Below are 18,790 nucleotides of genomic sequence, written 5' to 3' on the forward strand. Positions count from 1 at the left end.
CATCAGCAACTGAGCACGCGGCGCTGCAACGCAGCCTGCAGATCCTCGAATTTCACCGGTTTGTGCAGATAGTCGATAGGCGCGCCCGGGTCGCATTGCTCGCGATCCGCACCCAGCGCCAGCATGAATACCGGCAAGTGCGCACAGCCCGGCAATGCATGGATCTGGCAGCACAGCGATGCGCCTTCGTGGCGGGGCAACTGGCAATCGATCAGCACCGCATCGAAACTTTCCCGTTGCAGGCAGTCCAGCGCGGCGGCGCCGTTGTCAGCGCTGCGCACGCGGAAACCGAGCTTGAGCAACATGCCGCGCATCACCAGTTGATTGACGCTGTTGTCGTCCACCAGCAGCACCGTGCAGTCCTGCGGCGCACGAATGCAATCGCGGGTCGACTGATCCGCAGGCGCTTCGATCACCGGCAGTTCGAATTCGACATCGAGCTGGAAGCGGCTGCCGCGTCCCGGCTCGGAACGATGGGTGAGTTTGCCGCCGAGCAATTCGACCAGTTGCCGACAGATCGCCAGACCCACCCCCAGGCCGCCGTATTCGCGAGTCATCGAACCATCGAGCTGGAAGAAACGCTGATACAGGGTCGCCTCGCCCAGATCAGTGAAACCGATACCGGTGTCGATCACCGCGAACGATAGCGCCATGCGCTCATCCGCCGACGGCCGCCCGGTAACGCGCAACGCCAGCCCGCCAACGCGGGTGAACTTGATCGCATTGTCCAGCAGGCATTCCAGGCACTGCGCCAGTTTCGCGCTGTCGCCGAGCAAGCGATCCGGCAGGGTCGGCAGCACCTCGACCTTGAAGTCCAGCGACTTGCTCGCTGCATTACCTTCGAACTGCACGCGCAACGCCTCGACCACTGCGCGCAGGCTGAAACTGCCCGGCGTCGCCTTGAGTTTGCCGGCCTGCAATTCAGTGAGCGTGAGGATGCCATTGACCATGCGCATCATGTCGCGAGCAGAACCGGCGGCGGTTTGTTGATATTGCTCAAGCTCGGGATCGAGGTCGACGGTCTGCATCAGCTCCAGCGAACCGATCACGCCGTTCATCGGCGTGCGCAGTTCGTGGGTCAGCGTGGCGAGGAATTCATCCTTGAGCTTGTTGCTGTGAGCCAGTTGCTGGTTGAGCACTTCGAGTTTCTGCCCGGCGTCGAACAAGGTCTGCGCCTGTTGTTCGCGCATGGCGTTGATGCGATCGGCCAGCGCCAGCGACAGCAGCGCCACCTCGATCGCCGAGCCGATCTGGCTGGCGTACATGGTCAGGAACACGTTGGGCAGCAGGCCCAGCACCATCAGCGTGTTGACGATGCCGCCGAGCAGGAACGCCGACCAGGCGATGATGAAGTAACGCGCCACCCGCAGGCCGCGCCACCAGGCAAGAATCCCGGCGGCAAAGATCACCACGGTGAAGGTCAGCGCCAGTGTGGTCGCCAGGCGCAGGGCCAGGGCATAACTGGTCATCAGCGACAGGCCGATCACCAGCGCACTGAAGACAATCAGGCCGATCAGCAAGCGGTCCAGCCAGGGGCTGTGGGTCTTGGTCTGCAGGAAACTGCGGGCGAACTGGCTGCCGAACAGACCGGCGCAACCGATGAAGAACGGCGTCGCGGCGTTGGCCCACCATGGGTTGTCCGGCCAGAAATACTCGACCGCCGCACCATTCACCGACAATTGATAGAGGCCGAACGAGCCGATATAGAAGATGTAATAGAGGTAACTGGTGTCGCGCACGCTCAAGTAGATGAACAGGTTGTAGACCAGCATCCCCAGCAGCACGCCATAAATGATGCCGAGTACATACAGGCGCACCGGCTGGTCTTCGAGGTATGCGCTGCTCGACCACAACGTCACCGGCGCCTGGATCGAGCCTTCGCTGGCCAGGCGCAGGTACAGCGTCTGCTGTTGATCCGGTTTGAAGGGAAGGTCGAACAGGTAGTTGTTCTGGCGGATCTCGCGACTGGCGAAAGGGAAGGCATCGCCGGTCTGGCGCACCAGTCGGTATTCGCCGCTGGTGTCAGGCAAGTACAGGTCGAGGTGATCAAGCGGCGGATACGCCAGTTCCAGCAGCCAGGTGCGCTGGGCGGCCGGGTTGCTCGGGCGGTAATGCAGGTCGATCTTCAGCCAGAACGCCGAACGCGAGTAACCGGCGTTGAGCGTGGCTTTGTCGTGGGCTTTGAACTGGCCGGCGGCGTCTTGCGCGCGGACGTCGGCAATCGTCGCCTGACCGCTCGGGTCTTCGAACACTTGCAGCGATCGGCCCAGTGGCAGGCTTTGGGTGAATTCGTCGAATTCGACAGCGCTCGCCATGAGGGGCAAGCAGAACAGCAACATCAGCAAATAGCGCATTGAAGCCCCAGCGTGGCTCGTCCGGTTGTGTCAGGAAGCCCCCCATTCCCTTTGAGTAGACGTAAAACCGGTATTACCTGTGATTGTTTGGATCCAGCCTAGCATAGCCGTTGATGGCCATTGAGCACCATGGAAATTTTTCCTACAACGGCTCTAGAACGGGCGTTCCAGGGCAAAGCACCGAGATAGAGCTGTTGGGTTGGTCAACTCGCGACGACAGCCTCCTTGATAGATGACCAATTGTGGCGAGGGGATTTATCCCCGTTCGGCTGCGAAGCAGTCGCAAGTCCATCCAGCGAGGTGTGTCAGAAAGAACCGGATTGCAGGGTTTGGGGCCGCTTCGCAGCCCAACGGGGATAAATCCCCTCGCCACAAATGTGCTCCAAATAAAGACTGCGGGGTTGTCCGACAATCTGCTCGCAAACACCGTGAGTACTGAACCCCAAAATCAGCTTTGGTGGTAAGCTCGCGCACCATGAATATCTACAGCTCCCGCCCCGTTGTCCTCTGTCTCTCCGGCCACGATCCCAGTGGTGGCGCCGGCTTGCAGGCAGATATCGAAGCCCTGCTCGCGCAGGGTTGCCATGCGGCTCCGGCCGTCACCGCCCTGACCGTGCAAGACACCGTCAACGTCACTGACTTCCGCGTCCTCGACCGTGAGTGGGTACTGGCCCAGGCCAACGCCGTGCTCAACGACTCCGAAGTCGCCGCAGTGAAACTGGGCATGCTCGGTTCGCTGGAGATGGTCGACACCGTGGTCGAACTGCTCTCGGCGCACCCGCATCTGCCGGTGGTCTGCGACCCGGTGCTGCGTGCCGGCGGCGGCGGACGCCTGGGCAAGGACGAGGTCGGCTACGCGATGCGCGAGCGTCTGCTGCCGCTGTCGATCATTGCCACGCCCAATCTTCCTGAAGCGCGCATCCTCGCCGAACTGCCCGAAGGCACGGCCGACGAGTGCGCGGAAAAACTCCTGCCATTCGTCAAAAACCTGCTGATCACCGGCGGCCATGGCGACGAAACTGAAATCCACAACCGCGTGTACAGCCGCGACGGCCTGCGCGAAACCTTTATCTGCCAGCGCCTGCCGGGCAGCTATCACGGCTCCGGTTGTACGCTGGCCAGCGCCCTCGCCGGTCGCCTGGCTCAGGGCGAACACCTGGCCAGTGCCGTGCGCAGTGCGCTGGATTACACCTGGCGCACTTTGCGCGATGCCGAACAACTGGGCAAAGGCCAGTTCGTGCCGCGTCGCCTGCCGCTGGATTTCTGCTCGTAACGTCGTGAGGTCTGCCCGATGAAACTACGTGGCCTGTATGCCATTACCGACAGCCAGTTGCTGGCCGGCAAGTTTCTGTCTTACGTGGAGGCGGCGCTCGACGGCGGCGTCACCCTGCTGCAATACCGCGACAAGAGCAGCGACGAGGCCCGCCGTCTGCGCGAGGCCGAAACGCTGCGCAACTTGTGCGAGCGCTACAAGACGCAGTTGATCATCAACGACGACGCCGAATTGGCCGCGCGCCTCAATGTTGGCGTGCACTTGGGCCAGACCGACGGCCCGCTGTCGCCGACCCGCGCCCTGCTCGGCTCGAAAGCCATCATCGGTTCGACTTGTCACGGGCAAATCGCCCTGGCCGAACAAGCCGCTAAAGAAGGTGCGAGTTATGTCGCCTTCGGCCGCTTCTTCAATTCCACCACCAAACCCGGTGCACCAAGCTGCAGCCTCGACTTGCTCGACGAAGCCAAGCGCACGCTGCACTTGCCGGTCTGCGCGATTGGCGGGATCACCCTCGATAACGCCGCGCCACTGGTCGAGCACGGTGTCGATCTGCTCGCCGTGATCCACGGTTTGTTCGGCGCCGAGAGCAGCGCCGAAGTGACCCGCCGCGCCCGCGCCTTCAACGAACTTCTGAAAATCTGATTTGAGAGCCCGATCATGTCTCGTTCCGAAACCCTGTTTGCCAATGCTCAGAAACACATCCCCGGCGGCGTCAACTCGCCGGTGCGCGCGTTCAAGAGCGTTGGCGGCACCCCGCTGTTCTTCAAACACGCCGAAGGCGCTTACGTCACCGACGAAGATGACAAGCGTTATGTCGATTACGTGGGTTCGTGGGGGCCGATGATCCTTGGCCACAGCCATCCGGACGTGCTCGACGCGGTGCGCAATCAGCTGCAACACGGCCTGTCCTACGGCGCGCCGACGTCGATGGAAACCGAGATGGCCGATCTGGTCTGCTCGCTGGTGCCGTCGATGGAGATGGTGCGCATGGTCAGCTCCGGCACCGAAGCGACCATGAGCGCGATCCGACTGGCCCGTGGTTACACCGGTCGCGACAGCATCATCAAATTCGAAGGCTGCTACCACGGCCACTCCGACAGCCTGCTGGTCAAGGCCGGTTCCGGCGCTCTGACCCAGGGCGTACCAAGCTCGGCCGGCGTGCCGGCAGCGTTCGCCAAACACACCCTGACCCTGCCGTTCAACGACATCGACGCGGTTGAAGCGATGCTCGCCGAAGTGGGCGAGGACGTGGCGTGCATCATCGTCGAACCGGTCGCCGGCAACATGAACTGCGTGCCGCCAGCGCCGGGCTTCCTCGAAGGCCTGCGTTCGCTGTGTGACAAGCACGGCGTGGTGTTGATTTTCGACGAAGTGATGACCGGTTTCCGCGTCGCCCTCGGCGGTGCCCAGGCGCACTACGGCGTGACGCCGGACCTGACCACGTTCGGCAAGATCATCGGCGGCGGTATGCCGGTGGGCTGCTTCGGTGGCAAACGCGAGATCATGCAGCGCATCGCCCCGCTCGGTCCGGTGTATCAGGCAGGTACGTTGTCGGGTAATCCGCTGGCGATGGCTGCCGGCCTGACGACCTTGCGTCTGATCAGCCGCCCGGGTTTCCACGCCGAATTGACCGACTACACCGCGCGCATGCTCGACGGTCTGCAACAGCGTGCCGATGCTGCGGGCATCCCGTTCGTGACCACCCAGGCCGGCGGCATGTTCGGTCTGTACTTCAGCGGCGCCGATAACATCGTCACCTTCGACGACGTGATGGCCAGCGATGCAGCAATGTTCGGTCGCTTCTTCCACCTGATGCTGGAAGGTGGCGTGTACCTGGCGCCGAGTGCGTTCGAAGCCGGTTTCACCTCGATCGCCCATGGCGAAGCCGAGCTGCAACTGACGCTGGACGCTGCCGAGCGCGCCTTCGCCGCATTGAAATAATCGCCGTACCGCTGACGTTGGCTATGGCCAGCGTCAGCTTTCGCCTACATCCGCTCGGTTTTTCCGACGTGCCTGCGAAAATCCTGCCCGAATCGGGCGATATATTCCCCACGCAGCAGAAAAACGAGTAAAGACTTTGTAAGGTTGGCCCTGCTTATTTCATAATGCGCGCTTATTGGATCCCTCGACGGGTCCGCGTGCCCTTCAGAGGTAAGTCGATTCCCATGAACCGCACCGGCCGCACCCTTGCATTGGGCTGCCTGTTGCTCCTTCAGCCCCTGCTCGCGCATGCACAAGCAGGCGGCAACTCGTTGTTGATCCCGGCGATGGGTCGTTGCACCCTCAATACTCAGCCGCAAGACGTCACGCAGGCACTGGCCGCCTGCCAGAAAGCGGCGGACGAAGGGGACGCGCAAGCGCAATACGAGTTGGGTGAGTTCTACTACGACGGCAAGAACGCGCCGCGCGACCTCAATCAAGCCCTGAGCTATTTCGAAAAGGCCTCGTTGCAAGGCCACGCCCAGGCGCAATACAAGCTCGGCAGCATGTTCTTCCACGGTGAAGGTGTGCAGGCCAATAATATCCAGGCCTACATCGTGCTGAAGATGGCAGCGGTCAACGGTGCCGAAGAGGCGCTGGACACGGCCGACGAAGTCTCGGAAAAGATGTCCCGCGAGGATCTCGAAACCGCCACTCAGGTGCTCGGGCAGATTTTCCGCAAATACCTGATGGAACTGCAGAACGCCGATGGGCGTACGCCGTTTTCACCATTGCCCTAAAGGCTGCGGAGATTACCTGTGGCGAGGGGATTTATCCCCGTTGGGCTGCGAAGCGGCCCCAAAACCTGCAACCCGATTCTGTCTGACACACCTTACTGAATGGAGCTGCGACTGCTTCGCAGCCCAACGGGTCGGTGCGACGTTTCGCTAACCTCCCCTCACCACAAACTCATTCCAATCCAGAATCTGCTGTTACTTTTCAGGCATCGGCATCGGAAACGGCATGACATTGCCGACCGCGCCACGGGCCTCGCTGATTTTCGGTGTGCCCAGACGTTCCACTTCATCGATGCGCACGATCGAATGCATCGGCACAAAGCTGCGCACCACGCCTTCGAATTGCGCCTTGAGCTTTTCTTCGCTCGGATCGACGACCATTTGCGTACGCTCGCCAAAGACGAATTCTTCAACTTCCAGGAAACCCCACAGATCACTTTGATAGATCTGCTTGGCGTACATTTCGAACACCTGGCCCTGGTTGAGGAAAATCACCTTGTAGATTGGAGCTTCGCGTTTGGTCATGGCGGGCGGATAACATCGGGGTAAAAATGAGGGCGCGAACTATAGCATAGCCACCGGACGCACAGCGGTAGGAACCTGACGGCTTGTTCCCTATAATGCGCGGTTCTTTGAATCACGTGACGACCCGAATCCATGGCCAAGAAGCTTTACATCGAAACCCACGGTTGCCAGATGAACGAGTACGACAGCTCGCGCATGGTCGATCTGCTGGGCGAACATCAGGCCCTGGAAGTCACCGCTCGCGCGGAAGACGCCGACGTGATTCTGCTCAACACCTGCTCGATCCGCGAACGCGCGCAAGACCGCGTGTATTCGCAGCTCGGCCGCTGGCGCGAACTGAAGCTGGCCAATCCGGACATGGTCATCGCCGTCGGCGGTTGCGTGGCCAGTCAGGAAGGCGCGGCGATCCGCGATCGCGCTCCGTACGTCGACGTGGTGTTCGGCCCGCAGACCCTGCACCGTCTGCCGGAAATGATCGACGCCGCGCGCAGCAGCAAGCTGCCGCAAGTCGACGTCTCCTTCCCGGAAATCGAAAAGTTCGACCACCTGCCCGAGCCGCGTATCGACGGCCCGAGCGCTTATGTGTCAGTGATGGAAGGTTGCAGCAAGTACTGCACGTTCTGCGTGGTGCCGTACACCCGTGGCGAAGAGGTCAGCCGGCCGTTCGATGACGTGATCGCGGAAATCATTCACCTTGCCGAACACGGCGTGCGTGAAGTGACCTTGCTCGGGCAGAACGTCAACGGCTATCGCGGCCAGACCCACGACGGTCGCCTGGCCGATCTGGCCGAACTGATCCGCGTGGTCGCCGCTGTCGATGGCATTGACCGCATCCGCTACACCACGTCGCACCCGCTGGAGTTCTCCGACAGCCTGATCCAGGCCCACGCCGAAGTGCCGGAACTGGTCAAGCACCTGCACTTACCAGTGCAGTCGGGCTCGGACCGGATTCTCGCAGCAATGAAGCGCAACCACACGGCGCTGGAGTACAAATCCAAACTGCGCAAACTGCGCGCTGCCGTGCCGGGGATCTGCATCAGTTCGGACTTCATCGTCGGCTTCCCCGGTGAAACCGAGAAAGACTTCGAACAGACCATGAAGCTGATTGCCGATGTCGGCTTCGATTTCTCCTACTCGTTCGTTTACAGCCAGCGCCCGGGCACGCCCGCTGCCGATCTGGCCGACGACACCCCGGAAGAATTGAAGAAAGAACGTCTGAACGCGCTGCAACATCGTTTGAATCAGCAGGGCTTCGAGATCAGCCGACAAATGGTCGGCTCGATCCAGCGCATTCTGGTGACCGATTATTCGAAGAAAGACCCAGGCGAACTGCAGGGCCGCACCGAGAATAACCGTATCGTCAACTTCCGCTGCGACAATCCCACGCTGATCGGCCAGTTCGCCGATGTGCACATCGACGCCGCGCAACCGCACTCGCTGCGTGGTTCGCTGGTTCAATAACACCATCGCATTGTGGATGGGGCTTCTGTGGTGAGGGGATTTATCCCCGATGGTTGGCGCAGCCGACCCAAAACCTGCAATCCGGGTGATCTGATACACCTCTGATAATGGTTTCAGGGCCGCTTCGCGCCCCATCGGGGATAAATCCCCTCACCACAAAAGAACCCGCCAGCCGCAGTGACTGGGTTGGAAAGCAGCATCGATATTAAGAGCTTTCGCACCCACGCCACTGGCGTTATCCTTGATTTCATCCTAATTGCCCCAGGGCGGCTAAATACGACCTTGAACGCACCCATCGAACCACACCGTTTTCTCCTCGAGCCTTTTGAGGCTCGCCGCTTCGCCAATCTGTGCGGGCAATTCGACGAGCATTTGCGCTTGATCGAACAGCGCCTGGCCATCGAGATCCGCAATCGCGGAAACCAGTTCGAGCTGATTGGCGATCCAAAACTCACCACGTCCGCGGAAAACCTGCTGCGCCGCCTGTACCGGGAAACCAAGGGTACCGAGCTGTCGCCAGACCTGGTGCACCTGTTCATTCAGGAATCAGCAGATATCGACAACCCGGCCCCTGCCGAAGCGACCGTCGCCCTGCGCACCAAGAAAGGCATGATTCGCCCGCGCGGCTTGAATCAGCAGCGCTATGTGAAGGAAATCCTCGGTAACGACATCAACTTCGGCATCGGCCCGGCCGGTACCGGCAAGACCTATCTGGCCGTGGCCTGCGCGGTAGATGCGCTGGAGCGCGAGCAGATCCGCCGCATCCTGCTGGTGCGTCCGGCAGTCGAAGCGGGAGAAAAGCTCGGCTTCCTGCCCGGCGACCTGTCGCAGAAGATCGACCCGTACCTGCGCCCGCTCTACGACGCGCTGTACGAAATGCTCGGTTTCGAATACGTCGCCAAGCTGATCGAGAAACAGGTGATCGAAGTCGCGCCGCTGGCCTACATGCGCGGTCGTACGCTGAACAACAGCTTCATCATTCTCGACGAAAGCCAAAACACCACCGTCGAACAGATGAAGATGTTCCTCACGCGCATCGGCTTCGGCTCCACCGCCGTGATCACCGGTGACATCACCCAGGTCGACCTGCCGCGCGGCACCAAGTCCGGGCTGCACCATGTGATCGAAGTGCTCAAAGACGTGCCGGGCATCAGCTTCACCCACTTCCAGCCCAAAGACGTCGTGCGCCACCCGTTGGTGCAGCGGATCGTCGAGGCCTACGAGCGCTTCGAGACCCGTGCCGAAGCCGCGAAGGAAGCCTCGCGCGATGCTTGAGCTGGATCTGCAAATCGCCACCGAGGCCAGCGCGCCGAGTAAAGCCGAGTTCCGCCAGTGGTGCGAACTGGCCCTGCGCCAGCGCAGCGCTGATTCGGAAATGACCATTCGTCTGGTCGACGAGGAAGAAGGCCGCGAGCTCAATCACACCTGGCGCCACAAGGACTACGCGACCAACGTGTTGTCGTTCCCGGCGGAAGTGCCTGACGAGTTTCTCGATATCCCGCTGCTCGGCGATCTGGTGATCTGCGTGGCCGTGGTCGAACGCGAAGCCGCCGAGCAGGGCAAGGAACTAAAGGCCCACTGGGCACATCTGGTCATTCACGGCTGCTTGCATCTGTTGGGTTACGACCATATAGATGACGACGAAGCCGAGGAAATGGAAGCACTGGAACGCGAGTTGCTTGCTGAACTGGGCTATCCGGATCCGTACGCGGACGACGAAACCGAACACTCCCCCATCGTTACAACAAAGGATTCAGAGTAATCGCTATGAGCGAAGATCGATCGAGCAACGGGCAGAAGTCATGGCTGGGTAAGCTGACCCAGGCTTTTGCCCACGAGCCGAAGAACCGTCAGGAGCTCCTCGAGCTGCTGCGTGATGCACATCAGAACAAACTGCTGGACAGCGAAGCGCTGGCCATCGTCGAAGGCGCCATCCAGGTGGCTGACCTGCAAGTGCGCGACATCATGGTGCCGCGCTCGCAGATGGTCAGCATCAAGGCGACCCAGACACCCCGCGAATTCCTCCCCGCCGTGGTCGACTCGGCCCACTCGCGCTATCCGGTCATCGGCGAAAGCCATGACGACGTGATGGGCGTGCTGCTGGCCAAGGATCTGCTGCCGCTGATCCTCAAGGAGAACGGCGACAGCTTCAACATCAAGGACCTGCTGCGCCCGGCCACCTTCGTGCCGGAGTCCAAGCGTCTGAACGTGTTGCTGCGTGAGTTCCGCGCCAACCACAACCACATGGCCATCGTCATCGACGAATACGGCGGTGTGGCCGGTCTGGTGACCATCGAAGACGTGCTCGAGCAGATCGTCGGCGACATCGAGGACGAGCACGACGTCGAAGAAGACAGCTACATCAAGCCGCTGCCCAGCGGTGATTTCCTGATCAAGGCGCTGACGCCGATCGAGAACTTCAATGAGTTCTTCGACAGCGAGTTCTCCGACGACGAATTCGACACCGTCGGCGGCCTGGTGATGAGCGCGTTCGGGCACTTGCCAAAACGCAACGAAACCACTGAAATCGGCGCTTATCGTTTCCGCATCCTGAACGCCGACAGCCGTCGGATTCACTTGCTGCGACTGACGCCTATCGCTCGTTAATTCTAAGGACTGAAATGCGCTGGACAACCCGCCCCGGCTGGCCCGGTAACCTGCTGGCCGTGGCGGCCGGTGCAATCACCACATTCGCTCTCGCACCGTTCGACATCTGGCCGCTGGCATTGCTGGCGGTTGGTCTGTTCTATGCCGGTTTGCGTGAGCTGAGCCCGCGTCAGGCGCTCGGCCGTGGCTGGTGCTTCGGCTTCGGCCTGTTCGGTGCCGGCACCAGTTGGATCTATTACAGCATCCACCACTTTGGTGGCGCTTCGGTGTTGCTCGCCGGGTTCCTGATGCTGCTGTTCACCGCGGCGATTGCCTGGTTCTTCGCCCTGCCCGCGTGGCTGTGGGCACGCTGGTTGCGGCGTAACGAAGCACCGCTGGCGGATGCCTTGGCGTTTGCGGCGTTGTGGGTCGGCCAGGAAGCCTTTCGCGGCTGGTTCCTCACCGGTTTCCCATGGCTTTATTCCGGTTACAGCCAGCTCGACGGCCCGCTGGCCGGGCTGGCGCCGGTGGGCGGGATGTGGCTGGTCTCGTTTGTTCTGGCACTGACCGCAGCGCTGATCTACAACGCGCCGCGCTTGTTGCAGGCTCGTCGCAAGGTTTTCATCGCGGCCGGTGTGGTACTTCTGGCGGGGCCTTGGGTAGCAGGCATCGCCCTCAAAGGCCACGCGTGGACCAGCCCGTCCGGCGCACCGCTGACCGTGGCCGCAATTCAGGGCAACGTCGCGCAGAGCATGAAATGGGACCCGGCCGAGCTCAACGCGCAACTGGCGCTGTACCGTGATCTGAGCTTCCGCTCCAAACCGGTCGATCTGCTGATCTGGCCGGAAACCGCCGTGCCGGTGTTGAAGGAGTCCGCCGAGGGCTACCTGACGATGATGGGCAACTTCGCCGCCGAGCGTAAATCAGCGTTGATCACCGGTGTGCCGATCCGCCAGACCGTGCATCACGAACGGCGCTTCTTCAACGGCATCACCGTGGTCGGCGAAGGCGACGGCACTTACCTGAAGCAGAAACTGGTGCCGTTCGGCGAGTACGTGCCGTTGCAGGACGTGTTGCGCGGCTTGATCGCGTTCTTCGACCTGCCGATGTCGGACTTCGCCCGCGGCCCGTCGGATCAAGCTCTGCTGCAAGCCAAGGGTTACCAGATTGCACCGTTCATCTGCTACGAGGTGGTCTATCCGGAATTCGCCGCCGGGCTGTCGGCACGCAGCGACCTGCTGCTGACGATCAGCAACGACACCTGGTTCGGCACGTCGATCGGCCCGCTGCAGCATTTACAGATGGCGCAGATGCGCGCGCTGGAAGCCGGACGCTGGATGATCCGCGCGACCAACAACGGCGCCACCGGCCTGATCAACCCGTTCGGGCAGATCACCGAACAGATTCCGCAGTTCGAACAAGGTGTGCTGTACGGCGAAGTGGTACCGATGCACGACCTGACGCCGTACTTGCAATGGCGCTCGTGGCCGTTGATCGCGTTGTGCCTGCTGCTGTTTGGCTGGGCGCTGATGGCCAGCCGGATGTCGAAGACCCTCTGAGAAATGTGACAAGGGGATTTATCCCCGCTGAAGTGCGCAGCAGTCCTCTCTTCTGAAGGTAAGAGAGGGGGCCGCTACGCGCCCCATCGGGGGATAAATCCCCTCGCCACAATGATCTTCAGCGGTAAAACAACGAATACCCCACCTGCCCCACCGCTTCATTGAGCAACTGCCCGCTCTGCCAGATCGACTTGAATTCCGGCAACCAGCCGCCAAACGGGCGAGCGTTATCCGTACCGAGGAAACCCACCGGCGCCGGCACCACCTCGAAACCCGCCTGCTCAAAGCTCCACACTGCACGCGGCATGTGCCACGCCTGCGTCACCACGACGACCCGCTTGATCCCTTGCGGCAAGAGGATATCTGCCGTCATCTTCGCGTTCTCCCATGTGGTGCGGCTCTCGCCTTCCTGCCAGCGCACCGTTACGGCGAAATCATCACGCAACGAATCTGCCATCAATTTCGCTTCGGTCGGCGGCGTGCCGTAGTGCAGGCCGCCGCTGGTCAGGATCGGCAAGCCCGAGGCCTTGGCCAGGCGCGCCGCGTAACGCTGCCGCTCCAGTCCGATGCCGGTCGGCTGGTCTTCGCCCCAGGCGATGTCTCCACGCTCGCGCCCCGAGCCCAGCACCACAATCGCATCGGCACGTTGCGCCAAGGTCGTCCACTCTGACCGCGCCAGCGGCGGCTCACGTTCCAGCGCCTTGGCGCTCCACTGCACTACCACCGGCAGGCTCATCAGCAGCAGGCCACCAAAACCGACGGCAAAACATACGCCAGCCAGCCGTGGCCGTGAGCGGCGCAGCCACCAGGCGGCCAGCAACAACAGCAAAAGAATGCCGGGCGGCAATAAAAGTTGTTTGATGAAATAGCGAAAGGGCATCGGGCATCTCCAAAGATGCCCGAAGCCTAAAAGTGTTGATTACGCGTTACAACCATTAGGCGGGATCCTGTTGCAAAAGATCCGTTTCCTGACCTGCCATGCGCTTACTTGGCCTGTACAGAACGCACCTTGCCGGTGTCTCTGCGCGGCGCCTTGTCCTTGAGCCAGATGACCTTGGCCGAATGTGCTGCATCGAGTTGCTTCACTGCTTGAGACAGGCATCCCTGCGTTTCACGTTCACTGCGATCCAGATAGGCCTTGACCAGTTTGAACTCGGCGGGGCTCAAGCCACGCAATTCCAGTTCCAGGGGGCGCTCGTCGCGCAGCCGGTCAGCGGTTTTCACGGCGTCCAGCGCCATGCCCAGACGATCGATCAACCTTTCGTACAACTCGGGTTTCGTTACGTTCTTTTTCCGTTGCTCCACCATCCCTCACCTCATTGAAGATAAGACTCACTCCCCAATTAGAGCTTAGCTTCGCTGCACGAACCGGCTACACGCCGCGACCAACGGCCCTCGTCGCCCAAAAGCTCTGGCAAACAGCTGTAATCAGGGTTTCCCTCGGCCAAGCGCGGTCATGTATGCTACGGCGCTTCCTGTCATTCCACTTCCAGCGCACCCGGGCCATCCCGGATGCCGCCGTCGAAGAGGATTAGGCCACCCCTATCCAGTACAAAAGTAGCCATGCACGAACAATATCAGCCACGTGAGATCGAAGCCGCCGCCCAGTCGTTCTGGGATGAGCAAAAGTCCTTTGAAGTCAGTGAACAGCCAGGCAAGGAAACCTACTACTGCCTGTCGATGTTCCCTTACCCCAGCGGCAAGCTGCACATGGGCCACGTGCGCAACTACACCATTGGCGACGTGATCTCGCGCTACCAGCGCATGCAGGGCAAGAATGTTCTGCAGCCAATGGGTTGGGATGCGTTCGGCATGCCGGCGGAAAACGCCGCAATGAAAAACAACGTAGCGCCCGCCAAGTGGACCTACGAGAACATCGCCTACATGAAGTCGCAGCTGCGCAGCCTCGGCCTCGCGGTGGACTGGTCCCGTGAAGTGACCACCTGCAAGCCGGACTACTACCGCTGGGAACAATGGCTGTTCACGCGCCTGTTCGAAAAAGGCGTGATCTACCGCAAGAACGGCACCGTGAACTGGGACCCGGTCGACCAGACCGTTCTGGCCAACGAGCAAGTCATCGACGGCCGTGGCTGGCGCTCCGGCGCGCTGATCGAAAAGCGCGAAATCCCGATGTACTACTTCAAGATCACCGCTTACGCCGACGAGCTGCTGGAAAGCCTCGACGAACTGACTGGCTGGCCGGAACAGGTCAAGACCATGCAGCGCAACTGGATCGGCAAGTCCCGTGGCATGGAAGTGCAGTTCCCGTACAACGTCGATTCGATCGGCGAAGCCGGCACCCTGAAAGTCTTCACCACCCGTCCGGATACCCTGATGGGCGCGACCTACGTCGCCGTCGCTGCCGAGCACCCGCTGGCCACCCTGGCCGCGCAGAACAATCCCGAGCTGCAAGCGTTCATCGCTGAATGCAAGGGCGGCAGCGTTGCCGAAGCAGACGTCGCCACCCAGGAAAAGAAAGGCCTGCCGACCGGCCTGTTCGTCGAGCACCCGCTGACCGGCGAAAAGCTCCCGGTGTGGGTCGCCAACTACGTGCTGATGCACTACGGCGACGGCGCAGTCATGGCCGTTCCGGCGCACGACGAGCGTGATTTCGAATTCGCTCACAAATACAACCTGCCGGTGAAATCGGTGGTGCGCACCAGCTCCGGTGACACCAACCCGGCGCCGTGGCAGGACGCCTATGGCGAGCACGGCACGCTGATCAACTCCGGCGAGTTCGACGGCCTCGACTTCGCCGGCGCGTTCGACGCCATGGAAGTGGCCCTGATCAAGAAACAACTGGGCGCCTCGCGCACCCAGTTCCGCCTGCGCGACTGGGGCATCAGCCGCCAGCGCTACTGGGGCTGCCCGATCCCGATCATCCATTGCGCCGCCTGCGGTGACGTGCCGGTGCCGGAAGACCAACTGCCGGTCGTGTTGCCGGAAGACGTGGTACCGGACGGCGCCGGTTCGCCGCTGGCGCGCATGCCCGAGTTCTACGAGTGCAGCTGCCCGAAATGCGGCGCGCCGGCCAAGCGCGAAACCGACACCATGGACACCTTCGTCGAGTCGTCGTGGTACTACGCCCGCTACGCCTCGCCGCACTTTGAAGGTGGCCTGGTGGAGAAATCCGCAGCCGATCACTGGCTGCCGGTGGATCAGTACATCGGTGGTATCGAACACGCCATTCTCCACCTGCTTTACGCGCGCTTCTTCCACAAGCTGATGCGTGACGAGGGTCTGGTCAGCTCCAATGAGCCGTTCAAGAACCTGCTGACCCAGGGCATGGTGATCGCCGAGACTTACTATCGTCGCGAAGCCAATGGCGCTTACACCTGGTTCAACCCGGCGGACGTGGAACTGGAGCGTGACAGCAAAGCCAAGGTGATCAGCGCCAAGCTGAAATCCGACGGCCTGCCGGTGGAAATCGGCGGCACCGAGAAGATGGCCAAGTCGAAGAACAACGGCGTCGACCCGCAGTCGATGATCGACCAGTTCGGCGCCGACACCTGCCGTCTGTTCATGATGTTCGCCTCGCCGCCTGACATGAGCGCGGAATGGTCCGATTCCGGCGTTGAAGGTTCGCACCGCTTCCTCAAGCGCGTCTGGCGCCTGGCGCAAGCGCACGTTACCCAAGGCCTGCCGGGCAAACTGGATATCGCCGCGCTGAGCGACGAGCAGAAAACCGTGCGTCGTGCGATTCACCTGGCGATCAAGCAGGCCAGCCATGACGTCGGCCAGAACCACAAATTCAACACCGCCATCGCCCAGGTAATGACGCTGATGAACGTGCTGGAAAAAGCCGCCCAAGGCACCGAACAGGACCGCGCGCTGCTGCACGAGGGTCTGGAAGCGGTGACCCTGCTGCTGGCACCGATCACCCCGCACATCAGCCATGAACTGTGGAAGCAGTTGGGTCACGCCGATGCGGTGATCGATGCAGGCTGGCCGGCCGTGGACGAAAGTGCCTTGGTGCAGGACAACCTGACCCTGGTCATTCAGGTCAACGGCAAGCTGCGCGGGCAGATCGAAATGCCGGCCAGTGCCACTCGCGAAGAGATCGAAGCCGCCGCGCGCATCAACGAGAACGTGCTGCGTTTCGTCGATGGCCTGACCATTCGCAAAGTGATCGTGGTGCCGGGCAAACTGGTCAACATCGTCGCCAGCTAAATTGGATCGGGTGCCGGGCTCGCCTGGCACCCAGTAAAACCTTTCGGGCCGCAGAGTCGGCTCACCTGGTTTCAAGGGGAGCAACACAATGATCAAACGCAATCTGCTGGTGATGGGCCTCGCCGTTCTGCTGAGCGCCTGCGGTTTCCAGTTGCGTGGTACCGGCACCAACGAACTGTCGATCAAGGAAATCGACCTGAGCGCGCGTAACGCTTATGGCGAAACCGTAAGACAGCTGCGTCAGACGCTGGAGTCCAGCGGCGTCAAGGTATACACCGGCGCGCCTTACAAGCTGTACCTGGCTGACGAACAGGAAAGCCAGCGCATTCTCAGCTATGCCGGTGCCGGGCGCACAGGCGAATATCAGGTCAACACTGTGCTGAGCTATGACATCCGCGGCGAGAAAGACCTGTCGCTGATCAGCGACAAGCTCGAAGTGCAGAAGGTGTTCATTCACGACGGCAACAACCTCGTCGGCTCCGATCAGGAAGCCAACGACGCCCGTCATGAAATCCGTCGCGAGCTGGTTCAGCGCATGATGCTGCGCCTGTCGCAGCTGACCCCGGGCCAGTTGCAGCAATTGCAGCAAACCGCCAATGACCGCGCCAAGGCTGAAGCCGATGCGCTGGAAGCGGCGCAGAAGGCTGAGGCGGAAACACCGCGTCAGTCGCCGCTCGAAATCCCGCAGCAGTAAGACGGCCGGGGCGCCCAGGCGCCCCGCTCGCCCTTCCTTATGAAGCTCGCTCCCGCGCAACTCGGCAAACACCTGCAAGGCGCACTTGCGCCGGTCTACATCATCAGCGGCGATGATCCGTTGCTGTGTCAGGAAGCCGCCGACGCCATCCGCACCGCTGCTCGCCAGCAAGGTTTCGACGAACGTCAGGTGTTCGCCGCCGACGCCAATTTCGATTGGGGTACGTTGCTGCAGGCCGGCGCAAGCATGTCGCTGTTCGCCGAAAAACGCCTGTTGGAACTGCGCCTGCCTTCCGGTAAGCCTGGCGACAAAGGCGCCGCCGCGCTGATCGAATATTGCTCACGCCCCGCTGAAGACACGGTCCTGCTGATCAGCTTGCCGAAGCTCGATGGCAGCGCGCAGAAAACCAAGTGGGGCAAGGCACTGGTCGAAGGCCAGCAAACCCAGTTCGTGCAGATCTGGCCGGTGGATGCCAATCAGCTGCCGAGCTGGATTCGTCAGCGCCTGTCCCAAGCCGGTCTGTCGGCCAGTCAGGACGCGGTCGAATTGATTGCCGCGCGTGTCGAAGGCAACCTGCTCGCCGCCGCCCAGGAAATCGAAAAGCTCAAGTTGATGGCCGAAGGTGGGCAGATTACCGTCGAAACCGTGCAGGCCGCCGTGGCCGACAGTGCCCGGTTTGACGTGTTCGGCCTGACTGACGCGGTGCTCAACGGCGAACCGGCGCACGCGTTGCGCATGCTTGAAGGCCTGCGCGGTGAAGGCGTCGAGCCGCCGGTGATCCTCTGGGCATTGGCGCGGGAGTTGCGCCTGCTGGCCAACATCTCCCTGCAATACAGTCAGGGCACGCCACTGGACAAATGCTTCAGCCAGTCGAAACCGCCCGTCTGGGACAAGCGCAAGCCGCTGATGAGCAAGGCGCTGCAACGTTACTCGGCGCAACGCTGGGCGCAGTTACTACTTGAAGCGCAGCGCATCGATGCGCAGATCAAGGGCCAGGCGGCGGGTTCACCGTGGATGAGCCTGAGTCGGTTGGCGCTGTTGATGGCTGGCCAGCGATTGTCTTTGCCTGCCGAATAAGGCAGTCGACCGCGTAGCGTCCATTCGCGAGCAGGCTCGCTCCCACAGCTGACCGCGTACCAATGTGGGAGCGAGCCTGCTCGCGAAAGCGCCAGAATATTCCTACGCATGAGCTACTGGACAGATGCGCCACATCGGCAGATTATTCCCGGCGCAAAACCCACCACGCCGAGAGAACCCTCATGAGCAAAAAGCCAGCAAAGCATGGCCCCAACAAGGCCAAATCCATCGTCGCCCAGCCCTTGTTCCGCAGCCGCCAGGAACGACCAGCCAAGGGCAAAGGCAGCTACCGCCGCGAAGCCTTCCGGTCTGACAACCGGGAGGCTTTTTACTTTCTGGCTGCCTGAAGCGCACTACCCCTCGCTCATGTTAAG

17 protein-coding genes are annotated in these 18,790 nt (G+C 61.4%); 13 read left to right on the forward strand and 4 right to left on the reverse strand.

The window, feature by feature from the left end; translation table 11 throughout:
• Positions 1-2 precede the first annotated feature (2 nt).
• The gene (locus FEE99_RS28495) at positions 3-2,354 is read right to left on the reverse strand and encodes a hybrid sensor histidine kinase/response regulator (RefSeq protein WP_041477736.1); all 2,352 of its coding nucleotides are present in this window, start codon (positions 2,352-2,354) and stop codon (positions 3-5) included.
• 475 nt (positions 2,355-2,829) lie between these two features.
• Between FEE99_RS28495 and FEE99_RS28500 the strand changes: the two genes are divergently transcribed.
• From FEE99_RS28500 to FEE99_RS28515, 4 genes are all read left to right on the forward strand, one after another.
• Positions 2,830-3,627: a hydroxymethylpyrimidine/phosphomethylpyrimidine kinase gene (locus FEE99_RS28500; protein ID WP_007909650.1), complete on the forward strand. Its 798-nt coding sequence runs from the start codon at positions 2,830-2,832 to the stop codon at positions 3,625-3,627.
• An 18-nt stretch (positions 3,628-3,645) separates the two neighbouring features.
• Positions 3,646-4,269, forward strand: a complete 624-nt coding sequence (thiE, locus tag FEE99_RS28505; protein ID WP_041477735.1) for a thiamine phosphate synthase — start codon at positions 3,646-3,648, stop codon at positions 4,267-4,269.
• A gap of 15 nt (positions 4,270-4,284) precedes the next feature.
• Positions 4,285-5,568, forward strand: coding sequence for a glutamate-1-semialdehyde 2,1-aminomutase (gene hemL / locus FEE99_RS28510; protein ID WP_041477734.1), 1,284 nt, complete (start codon positions 4,285-4,287; stop codon positions 5,566-5,568).
• A 224-nt stretch (positions 5,569-5,792) separates the two neighbouring features.
• Positions 5,793-6,347, forward strand: coding sequence for a tetratricopeptide repeat protein (locus FEE99_RS28515; protein ID WP_041477733.1), 555 nt, complete (start codon positions 5,793-5,795; stop codon positions 6,345-6,347).
• 192 nt (positions 6,348-6,539) lie between these two features.
• On the opposite strand, the gene FEE99_RS28520 is transcribed toward FEE99_RS28515, so the two are convergent.
• On the reverse strand, positions 6,540-6,869 hold the full coding sequence (locus tag FEE99_RS28520) for a DUF1820 family protein (RefSeq protein WP_016773045.1): 330 nt from the start codon (positions 6,867-6,869) through the stop codon (positions 6,540-6,542).
• A gap of 132 nt (positions 6,870-7,001) precedes the next feature.
• On the opposite strand from FEE99_RS28520, the gene miaB reads away from it, so the two are divergent.
• The 5 genes from miaB (at position 7,002) to lnt (ending at position 12,475) form a co-directional block, all read left to right on the forward strand.
• Positions 7,002-8,330, forward strand: a complete 1,329-nt coding sequence (gene miaB / locus FEE99_RS28525) for a tRNA (N6-isopentenyl adenosine(37)-C2)-methylthiotransferase MiaB (protein WP_041477732.1) — start codon at positions 7,002-7,004, stop codon at positions 8,328-8,330.
• Positions 8,331-8,612: 282 nt separating this feature from the next.
• Positions 8,613-9,605, forward strand: coding sequence for a PhoH family protein (locus tag FEE99_RS28530; protein ID WP_016773043.1), 993 nt, complete (start codon positions 8,613-8,615; stop codon positions 9,603-9,605).
• Positions 9,598-10,092, forward strand: coding sequence for an rRNA maturation RNase YbeY (gene ybeY, locus FEE99_RS28535; RefSeq protein WP_041477731.1), 495 nt, complete (start codon positions 9,598-9,600; stop codon positions 10,090-10,092). Before FEE99_RS28530 ends, ybeY begins: the two co-directional genes overlap by 8 nt.
• 5 nt (positions 10,093-10,097) lie before the next feature.
• Positions 10,098-10,937: an HlyC/CorC family transporter gene (locus FEE99_RS28540; protein ID WP_024014438.1), complete on the forward strand. Its 840-nt coding sequence runs from the start codon at positions 10,098-10,100 to the stop codon at positions 10,935-10,937.
• A 14-nt stretch (positions 10,938-10,951) separates the two neighbouring features.
• Complete coding sequence (gene lnt / locus FEE99_RS28545) at positions 10,952-12,475, forward strand: apolipoprotein N-acyltransferase (RefSeq protein ID WP_041477730.1); 1,524 nt, start codon at positions 10,952-10,954, stop codon at positions 12,473-12,475.
• A gap of 118 nt (positions 12,476-12,593) precedes the next feature.
• On the opposite strand, the gene FEE99_RS28550 is transcribed toward lnt, so the two are convergent.
• Together FEE99_RS28550 and FEE99_RS28555 are read right to left on the reverse strand one after the other, a co-directional pair.
• Complete coding sequence (locus FEE99_RS28550) at positions 12,594-13,355, reverse strand: YdcF family protein (protein WP_064361244.1); 762 nt, start codon at positions 13,353-13,355, stop codon at positions 12,594-12,596.
• Between the two features lie 104 nt (positions 13,356-13,459).
• Complete coding sequence (locus FEE99_RS28555) at positions 13,460-13,783, reverse strand: hypothetical protein (protein ID WP_024014441.1); 324 nt, start codon at positions 13,781-13,783, stop codon at positions 13,460-13,462.
• 255 nt (positions 13,784-14,038) lie between these two features.
• On the opposite strand from FEE99_RS28555, the gene leuS reads away from it, so the two are divergent.
• From leuS to arfA, 4 genes are all read left to right on the forward strand, one after another.
• Positions 14,039-16,645, forward strand: coding sequence for a leucine--tRNA ligase (leuS, locus tag FEE99_RS28560; protein WP_041477728.1), 2,607 nt, complete (start codon positions 14,039-14,041; stop codon positions 16,643-16,645).
• Between the two features lie 88 nt (positions 16,646-16,733).
• Positions 16,734-17,339, forward strand: coding sequence for an LPS-assembly lipoprotein LptE (locus tag FEE99_RS28565; protein ID WP_041477727.1), 606 nt, complete (start codon positions 16,734-16,736; stop codon positions 17,337-17,339).
• A gap of 39 nt (positions 17,340-17,378) precedes the next feature.
• Entirely contained in the window at positions 17,379-18,416 is a 1,038-nt protein-coding gene (holA, locus tag FEE99_RS28570; protein WP_041477726.1) for a DNA polymerase III subunit delta, read from the forward strand.
• A gap of 182 nt (positions 18,417-18,598) precedes the next feature.
• Positions 18,599-18,763, forward strand: coding sequence for an alternative ribosome rescue factor ArfA (gene arfA, locus FEE99_RS28575; protein WP_016773035.1), 165 nt, complete (start codon positions 18,599-18,601; stop codon positions 18,761-18,763).
• The last annotated feature ends 27 nt before the right edge of the window (positions 18,764-18,790 follow it).

The sequence above is a fragment of the Pseudomonas sp. ef1 genome (assembly GCF_007293365.2).
GTDB classification, from domain to species: domain Bacteria; phylum Pseudomonadota; class Gammaproteobacteria; order Pseudomonadales; family Pseudomonadaceae; genus Aquipseudomonas; species Aquipseudomonas siliginis.

Excerpts from the sequence above, each read along its gene's own strand:
- arfA (WP_016773035.1), top strand. The coding sequence starts at position 18,599 with ATGAGCAAAAAGCCAGCAAAGCATGGCCCCAACAAGGCCAAATCCATC.
- holA (WP_041477726.1), top strand. The coding sequence starts at position 17,379 with ATGAAGCTCGCTCCCGCGCAACTCGGCAAACACCTGCAAGGCGCACTT.
- hemL (WP_041477734.1), top strand. The coding sequence starts at position 4,285 with ATGTCTCGTTCCGAAACCCTGTTTGCCAATGCTCAGAAACACATCCCC.
- FEE99_RS28515 (WP_041477733.1), top strand. The coding sequence starts at position 5,793 with ATGAACCGCACCGGCCGCACCCTTGCATTGGGCTGCCTGTTGCTCCTT.
- FEE99_RS28500 (WP_007909650.1), top strand. The coding sequence starts at position 2,830 with ATGAATATCTACAGCTCCCGCCCCGTTGTCCTCTGTCTCTCCGGCCAC.
- FEE99_RS28550 (WP_064361244.1), bottom strand. The coding sequence starts at position 13,355 with ATGCCCTTTCGCTATTTCATCAAACAACTTTTATTGCCGCCCGGCATT.
- leuS (WP_041477728.1), top strand. The coding sequence starts at position 14,039 with ATGCACGAACAATATCAGCCACGTGAGATCGAAGCCGCCGCCCAGTCG.
- FEE99_RS28540 (WP_024014438.1), top strand. The coding sequence starts at position 10,098 with ATGAGCGAAGATCGATCGAGCAACGGGCAGAAGTCATGGCTGGGTAAG.
- thiE (WP_041477735.1), top strand. The coding sequence starts at position 3,646 with ATGAAACTACGTGGCCTGTATGCCATTACCGACAGCCAGTTGCTGGCC.
- ybeY (WP_041477731.1), top strand. The coding sequence starts at position 9,598 with ATGCTTGAGCTGGATCTGCAAATCGCCACCGAGGCCAGCGCGCCGAGT.
- FEE99_RS28565 (WP_041477727.1), top strand. The coding sequence starts at position 16,734 with ATGATCAAACGCAATCTGCTGGTGATGGGCCTCGCCGTTCTGCTGAGC.
- FEE99_RS28495 (WP_041477736.1), bottom strand. The coding sequence starts at position 2,354 with ATGCGCTATTTGCTGATGTTGCTGTTCTGCTTGCCCCTCATGGCGAGC.
- miaB (WP_041477732.1), top strand. The coding sequence starts at position 7,002 with ATGGCCAAGAAGCTTTACATCGAAACCCACGGTTGCCAGATGAACGAG.
- FEE99_RS28520 (WP_016773045.1), bottom strand. The coding sequence starts at position 6,869 with ATGACCAAACGCGAAGCTCCAATCTACAAGGTGATTTTCCTCAACCAG.
- lnt (WP_041477730.1), top strand. The coding sequence starts at position 10,952 with ATGCGCTGGACAACCCGCCCCGGCTGGCCCGGTAACCTGCTGGCCGTG.
- FEE99_RS28555 (WP_024014441.1), bottom strand. The coding sequence starts at position 13,783 with ATGGTGGAGCAACGGAAAAAGAACGTAACGAAACCCGAGTTGTACGAA.